This window comes from Armatimonadia bacterium (assembly GCA_039679385.1).
In the GTDB taxonomy this organism is placed as follows: domain Bacteria; phylum Armatimonadota; class Zipacnadia; order Zipacnadales; family JABUFB01; genus JAJFTQ01.
Window position 1 is genome coordinate 59,844 of record JBDKVB010000138.1, and the last position, 21,903, is coordinate 81,746.

Below are 21,903 nucleotides of genomic sequence, written 5' to 3' on the forward strand. Positions count from 1 at the left end.
TCAGGAACGGCCCGCCTTGGCGACCATACGCCGCCAAGTGCCAGGAGGCATGATAGCACCCGCTACCGGATAGATCAATAGATACACAGTTACAGTTACGTATAGTATCCCGCTGAGTGGGCAGTCGGGTGCCTCGTCAGACATGAGCCTTCAGCCACTGGACTGTGCGCTCAAAGAGGTCCTGCTGATGGGGTACCTCGCCGAGGCCATGCCCCTCACGCGGGTAGATCACCAGTTCTGTCTCCACGCCGGCATGGCGCAGTCCCCAGTAGAGCTCGTAGCTCTGCGCGATCGGCACCCGCACGTCTTGCTCACCGTGCCAGATCAAGGTGGGCGTCGTCGCCTTCGTGACGAAGGTCATCGCGGACCTACTCCGGTACGCTTCCGGTTCGTCATAGGGTGCAGCGCCCAGGTACAACTCGAGAAAGGAAGGGGTGATGTCGGTCTGGCCATGGAAGGAGAACAGGTCGGTGAGGCCACAGCCGCAGATGGCCGCTTTGAAGCGGTTGGTCTGTGTGATGGACCAGGAGGTCAGGTAGCCGCCATAGCTGGCTCCGTAGACAGCCAGTCGTTCCGGGTCGGCGATACCACTGCCGATGAGTAGGTCCACGCCGGCCATGAGATCCTTGAAGTCGCCGTCTCCCCAGTCCTGGACATTGGCTCCTCCGAAGGCCGCGCCGTAGCCCTGTGAGCCACGCGGGTTAGGTGCCAGGACGACATAGCCCTCCGCCGCCAGGAGTTGCCGTGGAATCAGCCCAAGGTCTTGCCGGAACCGCCCATGGGGCCCACCGTGAATCATGAGAACCGTCGGGTAGCGCTGGCCGTGTCGGTACCCCGGCGGCAAGGTGACGAGTCCCTCGATCTCCAGTCCGCCCTCAGAGGGCCAGCGCACCAACTGCGTCCGCCCCAGCCGGAACTTGGAGACGCTCGCCGACTCCTGGGTCAACCGCGTCGCCGTAGTGGGCTCGAGACTGGAGCGCCACACCTCCTGCCCCTGATCCAGACTTTGCGCAAGGGCAAAGACCGTCTGGCCGTCTCGGCTGACCTGCAGGCCATCGAGGGCGACCGGCAGACCAGTTGCCACACGCTGGAGCTTGCCGGGCGAGTCGAGGCGTACAGTGCAAAGCACGGTGGTGGTCCCCTCGGCGACCATCAGCACCAGGCCGGAGCTGTCGGGAAGCCACTCGGCGGTCACCGCTGCGCCGACGATCTCCGGCGTCAGTCGCACCACCAGACCTTGAGACAGATCGACGGCCCAGGCTTCCGTGGCAAAGGCATTGTCGCGGGTGCCGCCGAGGACTGTGACCTGTCTCCCATCGGGCGACACTCGTAGCTGCCCGATCCAGCGGAACTGGTCGGAGAGCGTCGTGACCTCGCTGGAGCCCAGGTCCAGGACGCCCAGCTTCGGACGCATCATCAGCGAGTCCACGCGCGGCTCGTCGGTGAACAGCACAGCCGCCTTGCGACCGTCCGGCAGCCAGGCATACTCCCAGACGGCCACGCTCTCAGGTGACACGGCTTTGGGCTTGCCCGCGTCAGCTGACATCATCCACAACCGCTTGGGCCTGTCATCCAGCACAAAGCGCCGCGCGTCCTCACCCTTCTCCTTGCGGCGCTTCGTCTTGGCATCGTCGGGCTGCGGAGCGAGGAAGCTGAGCCGCTTCCCGTCGGGTGTGTAGCGCAGCGACTCCGGCGCGGTCTCGAGCTCGCCCAATCTGGAGGGCTCGCCACCTTCGCGGGGAAGCAGGAACACCTGCGGCGGACGGTCACGGTCGACCTTGCGGGTGAAGGCGAGGGTCTGGCCATCGGGCGACCACTGCGGCTGTCCATCCTCGACGCCCTGAGTGAGCGGCCGGGTCTTGGCACCGTAGGGCGTGACCGACCAAATGCTGGTGCCGCGGGTCTTCTCGCCCGGACGTCGCACGGCTCTGACGAAGGCCAGTAGCTCTCCCTCGGGGGAGAGCCTCAACTCGGAGAGTACCGGCAGATCGAGAGCTTCACGGATGGTTGCGAAACGCGGCTTCGTCTTCTTGGCCATCACTGTATCCCTCGCAATCAGGATTCGTCTACGTGAGGCTGTCGCAGTCTACTTCAACAGTGTTGTCTTCCTGGCGAAGCCCGGCAGCGTCTCAGCCACAGGCCTCAGAACTGGGCTAGTCAGGCTGAGACTGGGAGGCGAGCCAGTCCTCCGCCATGACGAGTGCAGCGTAGTGGTCGAGCGGCCCCGGTGGGACGATCATGCCACGCGGAATCAGCCTGCGCCAGCCTTGTGGTGGATGGTCCTGCAGGTAGCGCTCCCTGGCGCGGAGTGTGGTGTTGTGCTCGGGTACGACGTGAAGGGGTGCCTCGATCCCCAGGGCCTGCAACTCGCCGATCACCGCTCGATGGGTCGTCCGATCGCCGACGAGCAAAGCGGCAAGGGGCCTGCCCTGCACAAGCTGCGAGACCGTCGCCGCCAGTTCACTTCGGGCGACAACGGCCATCTCGAGGACGCGGCCGGATTCAGTGAGGAGGGCGAGACCGCACTTCGCGCTTCCGGGGTCAACGGCCAGCAGGAGCCTGTCGGGCTCGGGGTCTGTCATGGGCGGCTCAGTTGCGACACGTCCAGGCGAACCAGCATCGGCTGGTCTCCCGGTGACGCGACCGGCGTGTCCTTGAGCACCACGACGTTAACGCGAGCTGGACCATTGATGGCCAGTAGCTTGTCGAGCGCCGAGAGCAATTCCTCCGCGGGCACCTCGCCATAGCGTCCGGACTTGGGGCTCGGGAGCATTCCTCGGTCGGCGGCGACCCGGCGCATGGCTGTGACCGTCTGCCACAGCTCGCGGAACACGTAGGCGCGGGGCAGACTCCCATCGACTTCCGAGGAAAGGACCGTCTCGCCGGCCTGGAAGACGGTGCGATTCGGCGCCACCCAGAACTCGGCCGTCATCTGCTCAGCCTGGCGCTTGAAGGCGCGTCCCCAGGCTCGGACGATCACCACGTAGGTGGGCGCTGCGCCGCTGCGGATGTTCTCCGCCACCTCGCGAACGATATCCGCCTCGGTGGCACGGCTGGGAGGAAGACCCGGCGGGATGGGCGAGAGGACGCGGACCGCTCGCAGGTTCGGCCCGACAGCGATCCCCTGACGAACAGCGGCGGCACTCGCGAAGTTCAGAAGCTCATAGAGGATGGTCTCGAGTTGCTGCTCGCTGCGGTCGGCCTCGACGATGGCCCGAATGAGCTCCTCGCCGGGCTCGTAGGCCACGTCCTGGCCCACCATCGCGCTCAAGGCGATCTTGTAGCGGGCGAGGCTCTCCTCGGTCTCGGCAAGCTGATCGGAGAGCTCCGTCAGATGAGCCTGGGCCTGCTCGACCTCGCGGTGCACCTTGTCGGCCGTCTGCAGTTCAGCAACGGCGCTCTGCAGCAGTTTCTGCTTGTCGGCAAGGTCGGTCTTGGCGGCCTCGAGTTGGGTCTTCGCCTCAAGGGTGTCGGACTGGGCACGGGCAAGATCGGTACGGGCGCCGGCCAGGTCGCTCTTGGACCTGGCCAGTTCGGTGTTGGCGCGAGTGACCTCGATCTTGGCGGTGCCAAGGTCGCGCCGGGCTGTCGCCAGTCCGCTTCGGGCCACCACAAGCTGGGTGCGAGCTTTGCCCAGAGAGGTGCGGGCAAGCTGAAGGCTGCCCTGGGTGTTGTGCAGTACAGTCTGGACTGAGGCGAGGGTCTTCTGACTGGCGGCGAGCTGCTCCTCGGCCTTGAGACGGCTGAGGTTGGCAGTACGGGCGCGGTCACGTTCCGAGCGCGCCTCCTGCTGGGTACGGCGGACCTCGGCCTGCAACTGGGGAAGACGCTGGGAGAGAGAGGAGGCCTGCTGGCGGAGATCGTCGATGCGCAGGACGGCGTCGCGGGCGTCCTGGCTGACCGCCATTGCGAACAGTAGACCGGCCAGAGGGAGCAGAGCGCCTACCGCAGCACCAACCGCGCGTGCCGTCGTGCGCGGACGCAACCCGAACAAGGAGCGCCGACTCTTGCCCAGGCGATAGCCGATTACGTCGCCAGCCCAGGCGATCAGCGCCCCCATGACGGGAAGCAGCACAAAGGCGATTACGAGGTTTGAAAACATGGCCGCCCACTGCCATCCGACGACGTTGCGATATCGAACCTCCGTCAGCGGCTTGCGTCGATCAGCAGTCCGAGACCGGCTCCGAGGAGGACGATGTTCGGAAGCCACGCGGCCAGCACCGGCGACATTGCACCTTGCTGACCGAAGGCTTGCAGGAAGTTGAAGATGATGTAGTACACGAACACCAGCGCCAGGGAGATGCCGAAGCCGATGCCGGTGGTGGCACGCTGCGGCCTCATCCCCAGCGGGAAGCCGAGAACCGCAAAGCAAAGCGCGGCCCAGGGCGTCGCAATACGGATATGGTAGTGCTGCGTCAGCCAGAGGGCGCGTTTGAGCTGTTGACTCCCAGGCTTTGCGTCGGGCATCAGCTTCGCGACCTCGGCCTTGAGCTGCGCCAGGGTGTACTCCTCGGGCCGACGCTCCGATCTGCGCCCGATATCCTCCGGTGTGCGGCCGATGTCACACATCACTTCCCGCAGACGGTCCTCACGGTAGCCCTTGCCCGTGTACTGGCGATGGACCACGTTCACCAGCTTCCACTGGGTGCCGACCCATACCGCGCGTTCAGCCGAGAACACCTGAGCGAGCTTCCCGTTGCGGAACTCGTTGATGGTAATGCCCAGCAGTTCGCGCTTCTCCGGGTTCAGCTTCAGGACGATGATGGCACGTTCCGGTGTGCCCTCTTCGGGGAGGAAGTAGGAGATCGGTTTCTCGATCTTCTTCTGTTTGCTCAGAAAGTCCTGCAGCATGTTGCCGGCCGTGCTGTTGCACAGGGGAGACAGTGCCTCGTCGAAGGCGAAGGTAGCTATGGCTACGATGAGGCCGCAGACCATGACCGTGATGGCCATCCGTACAAGGCTCACACCCCCGGCGCGCATCGCCACCAGTTCACCATGGTTTGACAAGGCGCCGGCGGCCATCAGCGCAGCGAAGACCGTGGCCATGGGCATCGTCAGGGCCACAACCATTGGCACGTGGAGGAAGAAGTACTTGACGGCCAGGCCCACCGGCACGCCATCACGGACGACGAGTGAGACGGCATAGGAGATCTCGCTGACGCCCAGCAGAATCGCTGTGAAAGCGCCGACGCCGACGAAGAAGGGGCCCACGAAGTGGGCGGCGATGTAGCGGTCAATGATCTTCATTCAGTTGCTTCCTACGACGGTCTCGGCGCTGCGCTCGGCTCACATCTGGAACCGCTCACCCAGATAGAACTCCCGGGCAATCGGATCGTTGGGAAGATCCTCGGACTTACCCTGGGTGCGGATCTGGCCTTCGGACATGATGTACGCGCGGTCGGTGATCCCGAGGGTCTCGCGAACGTTGTGGTCGGTGATGAGAATGCCAATATCCTCCTGGCGCAGATGCACCACGATGTCCTGGATGTCGGCGATGGCGATGGGGTCAACGCCGGTGAAAGGCTCATCGAGGAGGATGAAGGACGGATTGGTGCACATGGTGCGGGCGATCTCCACGCGGCGACGCTCGCCACCGGAGAGCACGACGCCCGTGGAGTCTGCCAGGTGCAGCAGCCCCAGCTTACCCAGCAGGCTATCGGCGCGAGCCATGCGCTCCGCCTTCGACAGGTTCTGCAGCTCCAGGATCAGCAGCAGGTTCTCCCGGACAGTCAGCCGCCGGAAGACAGAGGGCTCCTGCGCCAGGTAGCCGAGTCCACGTCGGCAGCGCAGGTGCATGGGCAGGCTGGCGAGATCGACATTGTCCAGCAGGACCTTGCCGCCCTCAGACTGCACCAGGCCAAGGATCATGTAGAACGTGGTGGTCTTGCCTGCGCCATTGGGGCCCAGCAGGCCGACGATCTCGCCGCGGTCGACGTGGAGATCGACGCCCTTGACGACCTGTCGTCCACGGTAGGTTTTCCTGAGGCCTTCAGCTATCAGTGCCATGATGGGTTTCCGTCGGTGCCGGGCAGCCCGTCGGGAGCTACTGCCCCTTGGGTTGTCCGCCTTCTTGAGGTGCTGCGAACTCGGCTTCGATGCGGCCCTTCGAGACCTCGACGGTGAAGTCGGCCAGGTTGATCGTGACGGTCTCGCCACTGAAGGTAGCCGGTCCGGTCTCGGGCTCGGCCGGGATCGAGGTCATCTGTCCCTGGGCACCGCCGGTAAGGGTGATGGTCTTGGCGACGCCGGTGAAGGTGGCCTGGCCCTTGCAGCTAGCGACGATACGACGCTGGACGCCTGATTCGTCGGCGCGGACGGTCACGTCAAAGGACACGGGTCCGGAGGCGACGATCTCGCTGATCTGGGTGCCACCCTTGCCCACCTTGCCGAGCATCTTCGGTGCGGTCAACATGGCCTTGTCGGGGCCGGCGACGTCAACCCGGCAGTTGCCGTTGAAGTCCCAGGTGTTGGCCTTCCAGTTGTACTTCATCACGTCGGCCGTCACCACTGCCTGCTGCGTCTTCATCTCCTGGGCCGCCATGACTGCAACGGCTGCGAGGAGAAGGCAACCGGCGGTGAAGGCGGCTACCATCAGATGCCATCGTCTCATGCTCAACACACTCCGATCCTGTGTGGTCATACTCCCTTGCGTCAACGAGCTATCTGCGGATCCTTGTCGTCAGACGTGCACCACCCGAGAGTGTGGCGGTCGATGCCTCGCCGTCGACCACGAGGCGGCGCCCGGTTGCCGTGAAGCCGTTGCCGGTCAGGGCCACGTCGCCGGACAGTCGGGCTTGCTGGCTTAGCTTGCCGAAGAGTGCATCGCCGGCACGAGCGCTCAGGTCGCCCCGACTGACTCTCACGGCGTTCGTGAGATGGACTTGCTGAGCCTCGGCATTGACGTGCACCGTATCGGCCCGGGCGACATAGTCACCGCGCTGCAGTCGTGCGCCGCCCGTCAGTGTGGCCTCACGGGTCGTCAGGTGTGCCACAGCCCTGCCGGCCGTCACGTGGTAGTCCTGGTACCCCAGGGCGACCGCGCCAACCAGGGTCACTTCGCGCCCCTGGCGGTCGAAGCCAAGGTCCTTGGACTTAAGGTCGTAGTCCCCCAGCCTTGCGATGACAGGCCCCGAAGCGTGGAGGTGCTCGGCCGCCATGTCATACACGACCTGCGAGGCCTGGAAGGCAAAGGCTTCTCTGGTGCTCTCTGCCTTCACGCCCTTCGTCAGGGTCACGAGCTTGGCATGGTAGTCGGCGACGAATTCGGGAGCCACGAGCTGCATCTGGGCGCCATCGGCCCGGGTCAGCTCCCAGGTCACGTTCTGACCACGAGCCACCATTTGCTCGCGGTCGAAGTCCATCTTGCCGGAGCTTTTGATCTGCCAGCGCAGGTTGCCCTTCTCGTCACGGTCAGTGGCCTCCAGGCCGCTGATCTTGAGACCGGCCTGATCCGGGGCCGTCCTGGCGGCAGAGGGTGCCGTGGTCTGCACCTTCGAGCGATCCGGGTTGCGCGAAGCGACGATGCCGACCACAAGGGCCACTGCGACCATGAGAACGGCGATCAGGGCGCCGTACCGGAACCTGAACTTCATACACCCGCCGCCTTTGCACGGTCGACGCGCTGTGCTTGTCCTGTCACTGCCCACGTCCTCGTCAGTCGGTGAAGCGGAACCTGAGTATCGTCCAGAGGGCTGCGAATCCGTCGCGCCAGCCGATCTTCTTGCCTTCGTGTACGCTGCGCGGGTAGTAGTGGACCGGGATCTCCACGACTCGCTGCCCGGCGCGCCGAGCACCTTTGAGGAACTTGGCGGCCAGTTCGAAATCCAGGTCAAAGCTCTCGCAGCGCAAGGTCAGGCCCTGCAGCACCTCGCGACGTGCCAGTTTGTAGCAACTTGCGCTGTCGGTCAACCCCTTGCCGAAGAGCAGGGCGAACCAGACGTTGATGGCCTGTCGCCCAAGGCTGAAGATGCTGACCGGAAGCTGCTTCCCCTCCCGCCGCAGACCCAGAACGCGCGAGCCCATGACGGCATAGACGCCCTCCTGCTCAGCGGCCTCCAGAAGCGGGAGGTAGTCCTGCGGGTCGTACTCCAGGTCAGCGTCCTGGATGATGAGGAAGTCGCCCTGAGCGGCTGCGATCCCCTTTTTGACAGAATTGCCCTTGCGCATGTTGCGGGTCTGCAAGATGACCCGCACACCGGGAGCCTCGAGAGCCTGGATCTTCTCGCGCGTCCCGTCGGTGGAGCAGTTGTCGATGAGGAGGATCTCCTTGTCCACTGGAACGGCCTGGACCCGGGCGACGATCTCCTCGATCGTGTCAATCTCGTTGTATGCCGGCATCACCACGGACAGTTTCATGCTGGTGTAGTCCTTGCCCTCCGGTCAGTCCTTCTCAGGTTCGGACCAGGTCTGCCACGGGGCATGCCCGCTCTCCCACATCTGGTTCAACGCCAGGTTGTCCTTATAGGTATCCATGGCGGTCCAGAAACCCTCGTGCTGGTAGGCCATCAACTCACCCGCCGCCGCGAGGCGTGGCAGGCAGTTGGACTCGAGTGTGTCGTCCTGTTCAAGCAGATCGAGGACCTCGCGCCGGAACACGAAGAAGCCGCCATTCACCCAGCCCTGCAGGGGCGGTTTCTCACGCAGGCCGGTCACACGGCCTCCGTCATCGAGGTCCAGGTGTCCCCACTGGGAGCAGACGCGTACTGCGGTGACCGTGGCGACCTTCCCGTGGGCCCGGTGGAAGTCGACCAGGGCCTGCGGGTTGATGTCCGCCAGGCCGTCTCCGTAGGTGGCCACGAAGTCAGGCTCGTCTTCGAGGTACTTGCGGGCGCGTCGCAGGCGTTCGCCCTTCTCGGTATCTGTCCCGGTGGGGCACAGGGTCACCCTCCAGGGGTTGTCGCGTCGCGCGAGGATCTCCACCTCGTGGAGCCCTGCCCTGCCGCCGCTCACCTCGACATCTGCATTCAGGTAGGGCGCATGGTGGATGAAGTAGTCGGCGATGAGGTCACCACGGTATCCCAGGAGCAGCAGGAAGTCGTTCATCCCGGCGGCCATGAACATGCGCATGATGTGCCACACGATCGGCCGGTCCCCGACCTGGAACAGCGCTTTCGGGATTGCCGACTCCTCGGCCGACAGCCGCGTGCCTCTTCCGCCGACGAACAGCGCCACCTTCAACTCATGGACCTCCCGTGCCTCGGATCTACAGCAGACCCGGTGGCATGAGACTGTAGCTGCCGGCCACGTGCGCCCAGATCGCCCAGACGCTGAGGGCCGCCAGCAGAAGGGTCAGCAAGAGCGCAGGCCAGGGCGACGACTTCCCGCGGGCAAGCCCATAGAGCCCGGCAGCCAGAATCGCAGCGCCGACGGCGCTCGCACCCAGGAAGTAGCGCGCCTGTGCCTGGTAGAATACCGTATTGAACCGCAAGAAGGTAGCCAGGGTCAAGAAAAGCAGCAGAATCGCCGCTCCCCAGCAGCGGGTTCGGGCTGCAGACAGATCATCAGCCTCGACCGGCCGGGCAGCGCGGAACCGCCACCACTCCACGGCAAGCCCCACTACCGCGAGAGCTTCCAGAGCGTAGCCGATTCTGTAGAACGCCAGCGGCATGTAGATAGTTGCCTGGCCGAACACGCCCCAGAGGCTCATCTGGGCCTGGTAGGCTACGAGGGTCCAGTAGCCGCCCCAGGTCATCCCGTGACTGAGGAAGTACTCGGGAGTGGCTCGGTCCTTGAGAAAGATCTGCTGGAAGATTCCCATGGCCAGCGGGTCGCCATAGAGCACCAGGTTGCGGACCACCCACCATCCCCAGATCAGTCCCGTGACGAGGAGCATCAGGGCGGTGTTGGCGATCCAGGACCCCGAGTGCGCGGTGGAGTCCGGCGACCGGCTGCCCTTGGTGAGGCTTCCGCTCACTGCAGCCAGCACCGCCAGCGGTATGAGCACGATGCCCGTGGACTTGCTCAGGAGCGCGAGGCCCAGACAGATGCCCAGATAGACCGACCGCCGGGGAGTGATGCCCTCGTGAAGGGCCTTGAGGAGCTGCCACAGGGTAAGGGTGGCCCACAGCTCAAACATCGGGTCGTTGCTCACCGAGGAGAGGATGAACAACCGGCCGGGGAGGAAGGCGAGAGCGGCTACTGCCGCCAGACGCGGCCAGAAAGCCTCACCCAAGAGATAGCGCAGAGCCTGCCAGGCGGCCAGCAAGGTGCCGACCCCGAGCAGAGCGCTCCACAGACGGGCCAGGAGAAGCCCGTGCGAACCGCCCAGCCAGGCGCACCACAGAGCGCTCAGGTAGTACAAGGGCGGCTGGTGGGCCTCGTAGTTCGCAGTGCCGGAGGCAAAGGTGGGCAGGCCCTTGCCCGAAGCGAGTTCGACGATGTAGGCCCAATGGGCCGGCTCATCTGGAGGCACGAGTTTCGGCGCCTGCGCCGGGTCCGTGGGGACGACCACCGCTGCCCCCAGGGCGAGAAGCAGGTACAGACCAATCAGGATGGCCAGAGCATATCTCGGGCCGTCGATGGGCGGCTCAGGGCTCTTTGAAGGAGCCAGGGGCTTCTGTTTGGCTTTGGACTTCTTCATAGCTAACCTTGCACTAAGGACTCTTAAGGACCTGTCACCAGATGTCAGGTACGAGGTGCAGAAGGCTGGTTGCCCGGTCTGCGTGAAGCCTGCCGGGCGACCTGCGGTTGACTTCGCTGCGGCAGCTTCGTATCATTCGGAGGGTGATCGTGAATGAGCAAACTGATTGGGATCGTCGGCGGAATGGGCCCGAAGGCCGGCGAGAACCTGCACGCCAAGATCCTCTTGAATACGCGCGCCGTCTCGGACAGCGACCATTTGCAGGTGCTCTTGTACACAAATCCGGCGATTCCGGACCGCAACGCCTTCCTGCGCGGTGAGGTTGAAGAGAACCCCGCCTACGAGATCCTGCGGTCGCTGCAGCTCCTGTATGGGTCCGGGGCCCGGGTGCTGTGCGTGCCCTGCAACACGGCTCACGCGCCGGCCATCTGGGAGGTCGTGGAGGCCGGGATGCCGGAGCGAGCACGGGACGCCGAGCTGCTCAACATCGTGAGTCTGACCGTGGGCCACCTGGTCCGGACCTTCCCCAGCGTTTCGCACGTGGGGATTCTTGCCACGACCGGGACCATTGCCGCCGGTGTATACCAGACGGCTTTGTCCCATCACAACGTCCGCCCGGTCGTGCCCAAGGAGACCACCCAGCGCAACGTTCAGGAAGCCGTCTTCCACCCGGAGTGGGGCGTGAAGGCGCAATCGTCACCGGTGAGCCAGATCGCGGTCGATGCCCTGCGCGCGGCCGCCGTTCGGATGATTGCTGATGGGGCGGAAGCTGTGATCCTGGGCTGCACCGAGATCCCCCTTGCCCTGACAGAGGCCGACCTCAAGGGCTTTCCACTGATCGACGCAACTGCCGTCCTCGCCCGGGAGGCCATACGCCGTGCGGCCGGGGAGGACAAGCTCATCAGCCGCCGGCGGTAGGGGTCAAGGCTCCGGCCAGGACGTCTCAAGAGAAGGCGCGGGAGCGGCCCGAACCAACGGACGCTGCACGCCGGGATACGTAACCTGTCTTGACATATAACCTACCTTGTGCCTAAATTCACAATACAAGAGAGGCTTGCGGCGACACCATTGTACCACCCGGTCACAAGGATCGGGAAGAAGGACCTCAGAAGAGACGGCGCAGGGAGCGGCACGGGTTGCCGCCTGAGAGTGGAGCGCCCGGACTGAGGGAGGAGCGTGTCATGACTGAAGAGACCGCTGCGTCTGCCGAGACAACCGGGATTGGCGCACAGCCGGCCCCGGCCCTCGACCTGTCCGAGGAAGAGATCGCCACACTGATCGCCTCCGAAGGTGAGGCGGCGCAGGACTTGCGCCGTCGTGCCGACGAGGTCCGTGCGGCGACGGTCGGCGATGAGGTCTTCTTGCGCGGCATTGTGGAGTTCTCCAGCCACTGCCGCTGCCACTGCCAGTACTGCGGCCTGCGAGCCGACAACGAGGAACTCGATCGGTACCGCCTGACTCCGGAGGAGATCGTTGCTGCAGCGGAGACCATCACGGAGCTGGGACTGGGCACAGTGGTCCTTCAGTCGGGCGAGGATGAGTGGTGGACAGCGGAGGAGTTGGCACAGGTCATTGCGGCGATTCGGTCGCGCACTCCGCTGGCCGTTACCCTGTCGGTGGGCGAGAGGGAGGCCTGGGAGTACCGACTGTGGCACCAGGCCGGAGCCGACCGCTATCTGCTCAAGCAAGAGACGGTGGATCCGGTAGTGTATGCTGAGATGCACCCTGGTGCGCTGCGGGAGAACCGGATTCGGTGCCTGGAGACCTTGCGGGAGATTGGCTACCAGATTGGCTCGGGGTGCCTTGTGGGGCTGCCGGGGCAGACGCCGGCGATGCTGGCTCGTGAGCTTGTGTTCATGAAGGACCTGGGGGTGCACATGGCGGGGATTGGTCCCCTGGTTCCGCACCCTCATACGCCGCTGGCTGACCTTCCGAGTGGGTCGGCGGAGAAGACGCTGAACATGATGGCGCTGCTGCGCCTGCTGGTGCCGGACGTGATGCTTGCGGCGACGACGGCCCTGGAGACGCTGATGCCCGGCGGCCGCCTCGCGGCCCTCCGGTCGGGAGCGAATGTCATCATGCCGAACATCACGCCGCGGCAGTACGCTGCCGCCTACGAGATCTACCCCGGGAAGAAGGCGCCGGGGATTGCCGTGACTGCCGAGGTGGAGCGGGTACGCCAGGTGATTCAGGAAGCCGGTCGAGTTGCCTCCAGCGGTCCGGGCCACAGTCCCCGGCTGAGCGGCGCTTGCGGGCAGGCCTGATCCAGCAGGACTCACACAGGTGGTATGCCACCCGGACGAGGCTTTGCCATGTACCGAAGAGAGCACGATCTGATAGGGGAGTTGGAGATCCCGGCGGAGGCCTACTGGGGGATTCACACAGCCCGGGCGGTGACCAACTTCCCACTGATAGGGCAGCCGGTGCATCCGGAGCTGATCACGGCGCTGGCACTGGTGAAGAAGGCCTGTGCGCTGGCCAATGTGAAGGCCGGGGTCCTGGAGGAGCGGATCGGCAAGGCCATCGTTCAGGCCTGCGAGGAGATTGCCGGGAGTGAGGAGCAGCCGCCGGCGCTGCGAGACCAGTTCCCGGTGGATGCGCTTCAGGGCGGAGCGGGGACCTCGACGAACATGAACATGAATGAGGTGGTGGCGAACCGAGCCATCGAGATTCTCGGCGGCACCAGGGGCGACTATTCCCTCGTTCACCCCAACGACCATGTGAACCTCTCGCAGTCGACGAATGACGTATTCCCGACGGCGGTGAAAGTGGCGGCCCTGCGGCTGATGCGCAAGTCAGCGCAGGCGATGAGCGAACTGCAGGGAGCCCTGCAGAAGCAGGAAGCGAAGTACGCTTCGGTGCTGAAGCTGGGACGCACCGAGATGCAGGATGCAGTGCCGATAACAGTGGGGCAAAGCTTCGCTGCCTGGGCGCAGGCGATTCAGCGCGACTGGTGGCGGCTGTACAAGATGGAGGAGCGGCTGCGCCAGGTGAACCTCGGTGGGACGGCGATTGGGACTGGGTTGAACGCGCCCCTGCGGTACGTGTATGGCGCGACGGAGATCCTGCGCGAGCTGACCGGGCTCGGACTTGCCCGGGCGGAGAACCTGATCGACGCGACCCAGAACTGCGACCTGTTCGTCGAAGTGTCCGGGTGTGTGAAGACGGCGGCGGTGGACCTGAGCAAGATTGCCGCCGACCTGCGACTGCTCTCCTCCGGTCCACGGGGCGGCTTCGGCGAGTTGCGACTTCCACCACGGCAAGCGGGCTCCTCGATCATGCCCGGCAAGGTCAACCCGGTCATCACGGAGGCGGTGACCCAGTGCTCGCTGATGGTCATGGCGCACGACCAGGCGATCACTCTCGCGGCCGCCGGAGGGCAACTGGAGCTGAATGCCTTCGTGCCGCTCATCTGCCACAGCCTGCTGGAGTCGCTGGACCTGGTGACGCGGAGCGCGACGATCCTCAAAGACTTCTGCATTGCCGAGGTCGAAGTCGATGAGGAGCGGTGTCGACAGTTGCTGGAGAACAGTGCAGCGCTGGCGACGGCGCTGGTTCCGTATATTGGTTATGACAAGGCGACCGAGATTGCACGGCGAGCGGTTGCCGGTGAAGGCTCGGTACCTGAGCTCGTGCTGAAGGAAGGGCTGCTGACGCAAGAGCAGCTCGCGGCGATGATCCATCCCGAACAGCTTACAACGCCGGGCGTGGCGGGCGACAAGGCCAGACGTTAGGGCATATCGGTCACGCTCGGGATGTTCGTGAGAGCCATATTCTGAGAAAGCGGTGAAGGGCCTAGACCCCGCATCGATCATGACGAACCTGAACCAGACACCCTCCGGCGACCGGTTGCACATTGCGATCTTCGGCCGCCGCAACGCCGGCAAGTCGAGCCTCATCAACGCGCTCACCCGTCAGGAAGCGGCGATCGTCTCGGCCGTGCCGGGCACGACGACCGACCCGGTGCGCAAGTCGATGGAGATCGTGCCCATCGGTCCCTGCGTGCTGATTGACACCGCCGGGATCGACGACGTGGGCGAACTGGGTGAGAAGCGCATCGAGAAGACGATGCGCGTGCTCGACCAGACGAACCTGGCCTTGCTCCTGCTGGATGCCGAGCAGGGCATCGATGGCTATGAGCAGGACCTTCTGGAGCAGTTCCGCCAGCGGGGAACGGCCACCATCGCCGTCGCCAACAAGATCGACGTGAACCCGGACATCTCGTCTGCCAAGGCCTGGGCCCGGGAGCGCAAGCTGCCCTTCGCCGCCGTGAGCGCGATGACGGGCGCCGGTGTGGAGGAGCTCAAGCGGGTCATGATCGATGTGGCCCCCGACGACTTCCTCGAACCGGCGATCATCGGTGACTTGCTGAACCCCGGCGAGGTGGCGGTGCTGGTCATTCCGGTGGACAAGGCTGCGCCGAAGGGACGGCTCATTCTGCCGCAGGTCATGACGCTGCGCGATGTCATCGACCACGACGCCTATGCGATTGTGGTGAAGGAGCGGGAGCTGCGAGCGGCCATTGAGAACCTGCAGGCGCGGCCCAAGATCGTGGTCACGGACTCGCAGGCGGTCCTGAAAGCCTCGGCGGACACCCCGCGAGACGTCATGTTCACGAGCTTCAGCATCCTGTTCGCGCGCTACAAGGGCGACCTGGAAGTGATGGCACGAGGTGCGAAGGCGCTGCGGCAGATCAAGCCCGGTGCGAAGGTTCTGATCGCGGAAGCCTGCACCCACCACCAGGTTCCGGACGACATCGGCACGGTGCAGATTCCGCGCTGGCTTCGGCAGTACGCCGGTGGCGAGATCCAGTTCGACTATGTGTCCGGCGGAGACTTCGCGGCGAACCTGGAGGAGTACGACCTGATCGTCCACTGCGGGGCGTGCATGCTGAACCGCAAGGAGATGCTGGCGCGACTGCGGCGGGCAGAGGAGGCCGGTGTCCCGATCATCAACTACGGCGTGTTCCTGGCCTTCGTCCACGGCGTCCTCGATCGGGCTCTGGAGCCCTTCCCCCTGGCGCGAATGGCGTACGAGGAGGACTGACGGGCGAACCGTCGAGACAAGGTGAGCTGAGAGACGGGCAGGGCTGTGCCGCCGAGAAGGTGGCAGCAATCCTGCCCGTTTTCGTGCCGGGATGCTGAGGGAGCGCAGGTGTCTGCGGGACAGGGCGGGAACTGAGGAGCATGCCCGGATGGCGTGAATCCTCGACCGGGCTGGAAGGGGTCGACGCGTATGTGGCTGCTCCTAGGTCTACTGACGACGGCAAGCTGGGCCCAGACGGTGGTCATGAGCTACGACTTCGAGCAGGCGAGCCAACAGTCGCCTCCGCCGGGATGGTCGATGTGGGGCGCCGAGCAGTACAAGACGCCGGCCAACTACACCCGGGACACGACCAATCCCCAGGCCGGCCAGGCGTGCTTCCGCATCTACCATCCAGCCGGGACGGCAGGCTACGTGGTGTCCTCGCCGGAGACCGCCCTGCGGCCGAAGCGAGGCATGATCTACCGGGTCAGCTTCTGGGCGCGGACGGACAAGCCGGGACCGTCGCTGTTCTACCTCACCGGCTACGAGAGCATCAGGCCCTTCGTCGATGGGCCCAGCCCGGGTTCGCTGACGATCAACGCGACGACGCAGTGGCAGGAGTTCAGCCTGGAGGTCCGTGAAGGCCTCGACTTCCCGGCGGACCGCAGCTCCTACGTGCTGCTCACCTTCAACGCGACTCGAGACATGGCGCTGGAGAAGACGCTGTGGATCGACAACATCGTGGTGACCGAACGTGCCGACCCGGAACCGGTGCGGCTTGTGGATGAGAGCAAGCTGACCTATGCGCCCCTGCAGCACCGACTGAAACCGGGAGACAGCCTGGAGCTGACGCTTGATACCACCCAGCGCCTGCGAGAAGCTGCGAGCAACTGCGCCGGTGTGTCCTTCCACCGCGTGTGCGGCTTCACAGGGCACCCCTACGACCGGCAGGGGAAGTACACACTGCCTGAGGGGACTGAGACGGCGATCCGTGAGATGCACCTGCCCATGACGCGGTTCTATGGTGTGGGTGACGAGCCCTTCGGCGTCGAGGCGGGCATCGACAAGGTGGCGGAAGTCTGCGGAAAGGTGGGCATTCCGCAGGAGACCGTGGTGCTGGAGTTCGAGACCCAGGGGGCCTCGACGAAGATCGCGCCGGAGGTCTGGGCCCAGGGCGTGCGGCACTCGGTGCAGGCCGGGTACAAGTTCCACTACTGGGAGATCTCGAATGAACCCTACAGCGGGCAGTGGGGCAGCGGCGGCGCCTTTGCCACGGCTGATGACTACGTGGCGCATGTGAAGGCCGTCAGTGCGGCGATCCGTGCGGCCGACCCACTGGCGAGGATCGGAGTCGGCATCAACTCCTCGAGTACCCGGTGGGGCAACTACGTGCTCTCGCAGACCGCGGGCTGCTATGACTTCGTGGCGGCGCACCACTACTCCTCGGGCAACGTGACGAGGCGTGCCTTCGAGGACGTCGTGCTGACGGACAACTTCCGCAAGCTGGACCAGGTGCTGCGACTGAACGAACTCATCGCGACGTACAACCCCGGGCGCGACGCCTACCAGTACGACACCGAGTGGGGTGTGCACAGCGCCGGTCCTCAGGGCGAACGGGCAGACAACGTCGATCACAATGGGAACATCTGGGGGACGGTGCATCGCGCTGTGCGGCTCATCTACTACACCTGTGAGGCGCTGCTGCGCGGTGCGAGCTCCTGGCAGATGCTGTCGGGAGTAGGCGGCCAGGGCTTCGGCGTGCTGTTCCCCAGCCGTCCGGACAGCCGGTCGCTGATCTACTGGCTGTACTACTACTTCAACCGTCACGTGGGCAAGTGGGCGCTGGAGCTGACGGGGACGGCGCCGTGGTACACGCCGCCTGCCAGCGAGGACACCAGCGGCCGCTTCTCGGGGCCACAGACGCCGGCGCTGGCGACACTCTCGGAAGACGGACGCTCTGTGTACCTGGTGATTGCCAATGGGTCATGGAGCAAGCCTACGAGCTGCCGCGTGAACCTGCGGAACTTCACGGTGGCCGAGGCGACCGGTGTGGTGCTGTCGAGCGCTGAGGCGGACGGCAAGCCGCTGGTGGATCGGAAGGAGGATGTGGTCTCTTCGCTGCCGGTTGTCGTGGAAGGCGGCGTGGTGAGCTGCAAGATTCCGGAGCACTCGGTGGTGTTCGTGACCTTGCAGGGACGCTGAGAGTCGGCGCTGATTGTGGGGCAAAAGGGAAGGGCCAGGCTCGAAAGCCTGGCCCTTTTTTTGTACGTGCAGGAGGAAAGCTGCCAGGATCAGGCGTTGCCGGGAGCGACCAACTGGACGCCGAACTCGAGGTCGACGTCGATCTCGAACAGACGCCGCCAGGGCAGTGAAAGACGAGTCTCTTCGAGCTCGGCCAGGACGACGGTGCTCTTGACGTCGTCGGCCACATCCGAGCCGACCGAGACACAGGGACGTCCCAGGAACTGGTCGATCCAGAGGTCGGAGACGGCGCTGGTGAGCCCGTCGCGCATGATCTCCTCGGCCTGGTGGTAGCTGTGGGCGAGGTCGAAGACGCCATCGCGCAGGCCGGAACAGACGTGCTCGGCGAGACGCGGGCGAAGGCGAGCCTGATACAGCCAGTCCTCGGCGAAGCGGGTCATGAGCAGACGGATATGGGCGCGCTCGCAGGAGATGAGTGCGTCGAGCAGGGATAGGTAACGGAGGGTTGAGAGGTCGCCCACCACATGCGCCAGATCAAAGGCGCCCTTGTCCTGCAGGGAGATCAGTCGCAGGGAGCTATGGGCCAGGGCGGCCCCCGCGCTGTTGCTGGCGGTGTTGCAGCCGGCGTAGGCCAGAAGCTGCGGAACCTGGCCGGTGGCCGAGAGCAGCTCCTGGACGAAGAGGTCATCAGCGCCGTTCGTGAAGGCCGCGTCACAGACTGCCAGGCCACGACCGGCGGCCGCTTCCACGGCTCTTGAGACGAAGGCCCGGGCGCGCTCGCGGTGGAGTCTGGCCACGGCCGGGTCGCGAAGCTCGGACGGTCCATAGGGTGTGGGTGAGTTGACGGCCAGGACCATGTCCGGCTTCTTGTCGGCGCTGTCGGCAACCTGGGCACCCACGAGTCGGATGTGGGCAGCAAGGGACTGAGTGAAGGGACGGTCCTCGCCGGGAGCCACTTGAACGTCGTCGGCGTCGGCGGTGCTCATCACCCGCACCGTCGGGACTTTGTTCATGTGCTCATGGACGAAGCGGGCCAGCAGGCATACACCCAGTTCGTCGGCGCCGGGGACGAGCATCACCCGGTCACTGACGCCCTGCTTGACGGCCTCTTCGCGCAACGCGGCCTGCTCCTGACGGTGCAGGCCCTCCGGGGCTGCTGTGTCCTGCCCCAGAACGAGGAAGTCGAGATTGCCCTCGGACACTTCACGGATTGCCCGGAGATTGATCTCCTGGTTGCGGCCGCGGACGGCCAAGTACTCGCCGAGGACGGAGGGCGGGATGTGGCGCTCGATGGCTGAGAGACGGCTGCGTTCGTCCGCTTGCTCCTTCTCGGCCACACGCCCGGCCAGGACGGAATAGCGGACGAGGTGGCTCAGGTAGAGCGCGGCCTCGTCGGAGCTTGTGACTGTACCGAGGCGCGGCACCGTGCCGAAGGCGTAGATGGTGGCGTTCGGGCAGGCGCTGCGGACCTGAGCGAGGACGTTGAGCCGCTCCTGAGCCAGTTGGGTCCGGGTGGCGGAGGTACGAGACGCCCACAGGCCACCGTAGGAGACCATGTCGAGGCTCAGGATGACGCAGTCGAGGCTCGTGTCGACGTGGTTGCGCAGCCACTCGCAGATCTGATCGGCATGCCCGGGCTCACGGAACCGGCCCAGCGTCTCTGCAGGTGGCGACACGAGTTCGTAGTCTACAAGCTGTGCCAGCAGACGCGGCGCCTTGGCATTGCAGGGCCGATCGTCGAGCGGCACAAACAGCACGCGATGTGGTCGATGTCTGAGGGTCACGGTAGAGGGCCCCCGTCTGTGATTGCACGCTGATAGTATTGTGCGTCGGTGTGTCTTGTGTGAGGTGGCCCGGAAGGACTCGCCTCACCCTGTGGGCTGGAGCGCCAACTGCCAGAAGCGCTGTTCGCCGTAGAGAGCACAGCCACGAACCACCCATTCCCGCCGTTGCGCTGCAGAAAGGGTTGCAGCCTCGTCGGCGGTGTAGGCCTGCACCTCGATGCGCTGGTCCACCGCATGGCCTCGCGCAGCGAAACGTCGCTGCAATTCCTCGCCTTGCTCATCACAGGCCATGAGCACGATGGATGGCGCCGACTCAGGCGACTCAGGCTCCAATAGAGCCAAGGCCTGGAGCCCGCTACAGTCGCACCGCGAGAGAGTCTGGGACAGGCTCGTCGCCAGGGCTCCCGTTACACCCTCCGCCTGGAGGAGTCGATGGTGCTCCTGCAGGGAATGCAGTGCCAGCCAGATTGCACAGGCCTTCGTGGGCCGCAACCGGCAGTGTACCTCACGTCCCGATTTCGTCAACTCCACGACACCGTGCTCATCGAGAGTCCGCAGGTGTTTGTGGGTTGGCTGGTAGGACAGGTCAATGCTGTGCGACAGGCCCAGAATCGTCACGGAGGTCCCGTAACTGCGCTTGAGAGAGCCAAGGATTTGCAGGGCTGATTCGTAGCGCACGGGCACACCTGTCAGGCCGGACATCCCGGTAGAGTCTGGTCCTGTAGGTAGACACCGACCTAGGCGCCGAACTTATGCTGCGTGCCACTGTAGTTGGTCAGCAGCGACATCACGTCGTCGCCGTGAAGGTGACCGATCGACCCCTTCGCACAGGGCCGCTCGCCATAGGCCAGGACGTCGTCGGGCCGTACTCCGTGGCCATAGAAGGAGACCGGGATACCGTCGCCGCTGTGATCGCCGACGGTGATGGGAGTGCAGTGGTCGGCGCCGATCATCATGACCGTGCGGCTCCAGTCGAGATGCTCGAGCAGGTAGCCGACGGCCCGGTCGACCTTTCCGATGGCCTTGAGCTTGGCGTCGATGCTGGAGTCGTGCCCGCCGAGGTCCGGGGACTTGATGTTGCACAGGATGAAGTCGTGGTCCTCCCAGGCCGCTACGACAGCTTTGGCGATGGCGATCTCATCAGTATCGGCGCCACCCGTCGCGCCCTCCACATGGATCACGTCCATGTTCAGGTACATGCCGAGTCCACGGACCAGGTCGACCTCAACGATCATTGCACCCTTGAGTTCGTACTTGTGCTCGAAGGGTTCCAGATCGACGGCGGTTCCAACGCCCCGGGGAAGGGCGGCATTAGCCGGGAGCAGGCCTTCGGCCTTGCGCTGAGCGTTCACCGGGTGCTTGTCGAGGATCTCGTAAGCACGGGCCACGAACTCATTGACGACCTTCGCGCTCCGCTGGGCCTTCGGGTCGTCCTTGGCCTCGGGCAGGGGCTCGCAAGCGAAGTACTGGATGCCCTCTCTGTGCGGGTCGACCTCACCGATGCGGTGGTCGAGGTTCTCGCCGCGCAGGACAAGCGCAGCACGGTGCTCGACGGACTCCTTGAAGATGACCTGCACGCCGTCGATGCCGTCCTTGAGGCCGTCATTGACGGCCTTCGCGAGCTGATCGGTGCCGCTCTTGATGCGTCCCGCGCGGCGGTCGATTACGAGACCGGTACCATCCACGGTGGAGAAGTTGCAGCGGAAGGCCAGGTCGCCGGGACGTACGTCGATGCCGACGCCCTTGGCCTCGAAGGGCCCGCGACCCCGGTAGAACTTGAAGGGGTCGTAGCCGAGGATGGCCATGTGGGCGGTGTCGCTGCCGACGGGCTTGCCGATGCCCGCGGGATGCAGGATGCCGGACTCGCCACCGGCGGCCATAGCGTCAAGAGCGGGAGTGTCAGCAGCTTCGATGGTTGTGCGTCCGCCGAGAGAGACCAGAGGGCGACCGCCCATTCCGTCACCGAGGAAGATGATTGCCTTGCAGTTCGCGGACATGCCGAACTCCTTTCAAGCTGTGGCCCGGAAAGCCAGAACCCCGGGGGAAGTCACAGGAACCACGGGCCTCGAGGAGACGCCGTGAGTGTGGAATGCGGAGTGCTTGTGGTGGCCTCGCCGAGCCAAGCAACTGTGCTGTGATGGGTGGCTGGGAACTGGGGAGCGTGCGAGGGCGCACAGCCGCGATTCTAATGGAGCGGGGGAGAGGAGTCAAGGAAGCGGGTCGGCACCTCACCCTCCGGCCTCTCTCGCGGCACCTCATCCCTGCCTTCGGCATCGCCTACGCACAGTGGCGAGGGGAAGAGGCAACGGCGAA

General features: G+C 64.9%; 18 protein-coding genes. 5 read left to right on the forward strand and 13 right to left on the reverse strand.

Annotated elements, in window-relative coordinates:
• Positions 1–136: 136 nt before the first annotated feature.
• The 10 genes from ABFE16_15405 to ABFE16_15450 all read right to left on the reverse strand — a co-directional run bounded on the left by ABFE16_15405 (position 137) and on the right by ABFE16_15450 (position 10,579).
• Positions 137–2,038, reverse strand: a complete 1,902-nt coding sequence (locus tag ABFE16_15405) for a S9 family peptidase (GenBank protein MEN6346687.1) — start codon at positions 2,036–2,038, stop codon at positions 137–139.
• 115 nt (positions 2,039–2,153) lie between these two features.
• The gene (locus ABFE16_15410; protein ID MEN6346688.1) at positions 2,154–2,582 is read right to left on the reverse strand and encodes a hypothetical protein; all 429 of its coding nucleotides are present in this window, start codon (positions 2,580–2,582) and stop codon (positions 2,154–2,156) included.
• The gene (locus ABFE16_15415) at positions 2,579–4,102 is read right to left on the reverse strand and encodes a DUF3084 domain-containing protein (GenBank protein ID MEN6346689.1); all 1,524 of its coding nucleotides are present in this window, start codon (positions 4,100–4,102) and stop codon (positions 2,579–2,581) included. The genes ABFE16_15410 and ABFE16_15415 overlap by 4 nt, the downstream gene beginning before the upstream one ends.
• Positions 4,103–4,146: 44 nt before the next feature.
• Entirely contained in the window at positions 4,147–5,247 is a 1,101-nt protein-coding gene (locus tag ABFE16_15420; GenBank protein MEN6346690.1) for an LptF/LptG family permease, read from the reverse strand.
• A gap of 39 nt (positions 5,248–5,286) precedes the next feature.
• Positions 5,287–6,009, reverse strand: a complete 723-nt coding sequence (gene lptB, locus ABFE16_15425; protein ID MEN6346691.1) for an LPS export ABC transporter ATP-binding protein — start codon at positions 6,007–6,009, stop codon at positions 5,287–5,289.
• A gap of 34 nt (positions 6,010–6,043) precedes the next feature.
• Positions 6,044–6,610, reverse strand: a complete 567-nt coding sequence (locus tag ABFE16_15430; GenBank protein MEN6346692.1) for a hypothetical protein — start codon at positions 6,608–6,610, stop codon at positions 6,044–6,046.
• Between the two features lie 49 nt (positions 6,611–6,659).
• On the reverse strand, positions 6,660–7,592 hold the full coding sequence (locus ABFE16_15435; protein MEN6346693.1) for an LptA/OstA family protein: 933 nt from the start codon (positions 7,590–7,592) through the stop codon (positions 6,660–6,662).
• Positions 7,593–7,653: 61 nt separating this feature from the next.
• Positions 7,654–8,355 (reverse strand): glycosyltransferase family 2 protein, encoded by a 702-nt coding sequence (locus tag ABFE16_15440; protein MEN6346694.1) that lies wholly within the window; start codon positions 8,353–8,355, stop codon positions 7,654–7,656.
• Between the two features lie 24 nt (positions 8,356–8,379).
• A complete protein-coding gene (locus tag ABFE16_15445) occupies positions 8,380–9,171 on the reverse strand; it encodes a sugar phosphate nucleotidyltransferase (protein MEN6346695.1) in 792 nt (263 codons plus the stop codon).
• Positions 9,172–9,202: 31 nt separating this feature from the next.
• Positions 9,203–10,579 carry a DUF2142 domain-containing protein gene (locus ABFE16_15450; GenBank protein ID MEN6346696.1) on the reverse strand — a complete coding sequence of 459 codons (1,377 nt, stop codon included), beginning with the start codon at positions 10,577–10,579 and terminating at the stop codon, positions 9,203–9,205.
• Positions 10,580–10,732: 153 nt separating this feature from the next.
• On the opposite strand from ABFE16_15450, the gene ABFE16_15455 reads away from it, so the two are divergent.
• The 5 genes from ABFE16_15455 to ABFE16_15475 all read left to right on the forward strand — a co-directional run bounded on the left by ABFE16_15455 (position 10,733) and on the right by ABFE16_15475 (position 17,806).
• Entirely contained in the window at positions 10,733–11,497 is a 765-nt protein-coding gene (locus ABFE16_15455; protein ID MEN6346697.1) for an amino acid racemase, read from the forward strand.
• Positions 11,498–11,760: 263 nt separating this feature from the next.
• Positions 11,761–12,843 (forward strand): [FeFe] hydrogenase H-cluster radical SAM maturase HydE, encoded by a 1,083-nt coding sequence (hydE, locus tag ABFE16_15460; protein MEN6346698.1) that lies wholly within the window; start codon positions 11,761–11,763, stop codon positions 12,841–12,843.
• A gap of 48 nt (positions 12,844–12,891) precedes the next feature.
• Positions 12,892–14,313: an aspartate ammonia-lyase gene (locus tag ABFE16_15465; GenBank protein MEN6346699.1), complete on the forward strand. Its 1,422-nt coding sequence runs from the start codon at positions 12,892–12,894 to the stop codon at positions 14,311–14,313.
• Between the two features lie 79 nt (positions 14,314–14,392).
• The gene (gene hydF / locus ABFE16_15470; GenBank protein ID MEN6346700.1) at positions 14,393–15,625 is read left to right on the forward strand and encodes a [FeFe] hydrogenase H-cluster maturation GTPase HydF; all 1,233 of its coding nucleotides are present in this window, start codon (positions 14,393–14,395) and stop codon (positions 15,623–15,625) included.
• Between the two features lie 189 nt (positions 15,626–15,814).
• Positions 15,815–17,806 (forward strand): hypothetical protein, encoded by a 1,992-nt coding sequence (locus tag ABFE16_15475; protein ID MEN6346701.1) that lies wholly within the window; start codon positions 15,815–15,817, stop codon positions 17,804–17,806.
• Between the two features lie 89 nt (positions 17,807–17,895).
• On the opposite strand, the gene ABFE16_15480 is transcribed toward ABFE16_15475, so the two are convergent.
• The 3 genes from ABFE16_15480 to ABFE16_15490 form a co-directional block, all read right to left on the reverse strand.
• Positions 17,896–19,590, reverse strand: a complete 1,695-nt coding sequence (locus ABFE16_15480) for a DUF4127 family protein (protein MEN6346702.1) — start codon at positions 19,588–19,590, stop codon at positions 17,896–17,898.
• A gap of 84 nt (positions 19,591–19,674) precedes the next feature.
• The gene (locus tag ABFE16_15485; GenBank protein MEN6346703.1) at positions 19,675–20,268 is read right to left on the reverse strand and encodes a hypothetical protein; all 594 of its coding nucleotides are present in this window, start codon (positions 20,266–20,268) and stop codon (positions 19,675–19,677) included.
• A gap of 59 nt (positions 20,269–20,327) precedes the next feature.
• Entirely contained in the window at positions 20,328–21,587 is a 1,260-nt protein-coding gene (locus ABFE16_15490) for a 2,3-bisphosphoglycerate-independent phosphoglycerate mutase (GenBank protein ID MEN6346704.1), read from the reverse strand.
• Positions 21,588–21,903: the final 316 nt, after the last annotated feature.

Coding starts and splice junctions, on each gene's coding strand:
- ABFE16_15430 (MEN6346692.1), bottom strand. CDS start 6,610: ATGAGACGATGGCATCTGATGGTAGCCGCCTTCACCGCCGGTTGCCTT.
- ABFE16_15440 (MEN6346694.1), bottom strand. CDS start 8,355: ATGAAACTGTCCGTGGTGATGCCGGCATACAACGAGATTGACACGATC.
- ABFE16_15415 (MEN6346689.1), bottom strand. CDS start 4,102: ATGTTTTCAAACCTCGTAATCGCCTTTGTGCTGCTTCCCGTCATGGGG.
- ABFE16_15455 (MEN6346697.1), top strand. CDS start 10,733: ATGAGCAAACTGATTGGGATCGTCGGCGGAATGGGCCCGAAGGCCGGC.
- hydE (MEN6346698.1), top strand. CDS start 11,761: ATGACTGAAGAGACCGCTGCGTCTGCCGAGACAACCGGGATTGGCGCA.
- ABFE16_15410 (MEN6346688.1), bottom strand. CDS start 2,582: ATGACAGACCCCGAGCCCGACAGGCTCCTGCTGGCCGTTGACCCCGGA.
- ABFE16_15465 (MEN6346699.1), top strand. CDS start 12,892: ATGTACCGAAGAGAGCACGATCTGATAGGGGAGTTGGAGATCCCGGCG.
- ABFE16_15435 (MEN6346693.1), bottom strand. CDS start 7,592: ATGAAGTTCAGGTTCCGGTACGGCGCCCTGATCGCCGTTCTCATGGTC.
- ABFE16_15405 (MEN6346687.1), bottom strand. CDS start 2,038: ATGGCCAAGAAGACGAAGCCGCGTTTCGCAACCATCCGTGAAGCTCTC.
- ABFE16_15475 (MEN6346701.1), top strand. CDS start 15,815: ATGTGGCTGCTCCTAGGTCTACTGACGACGGCAAGCTGGGCCCAGACG.
- hydF (MEN6346700.1), top strand. CDS start 14,393: ATGACGAACCTGAACCAGACACCCTCCGGCGACCGGTTGCACATTGCG.
- ABFE16_15450 (MEN6346696.1), bottom strand. CDS start 10,579: ATGAAGAAGTCCAAAGCCAAACAGAAGCCCCTGGCTCCTTCAAAGAGC.
- ABFE16_15420 (MEN6346690.1), bottom strand. CDS start 5,247: ATGAAGATCATTGACCGCTACATCGCCGCCCACTTCGTGGGCCCCTTC.
- ABFE16_15490 (MEN6346704.1), bottom strand. CDS start 21,587: ATGTCCGCGAACTGCAAGGCAATCATCTTCCTCGGTGACGGAATGGGC.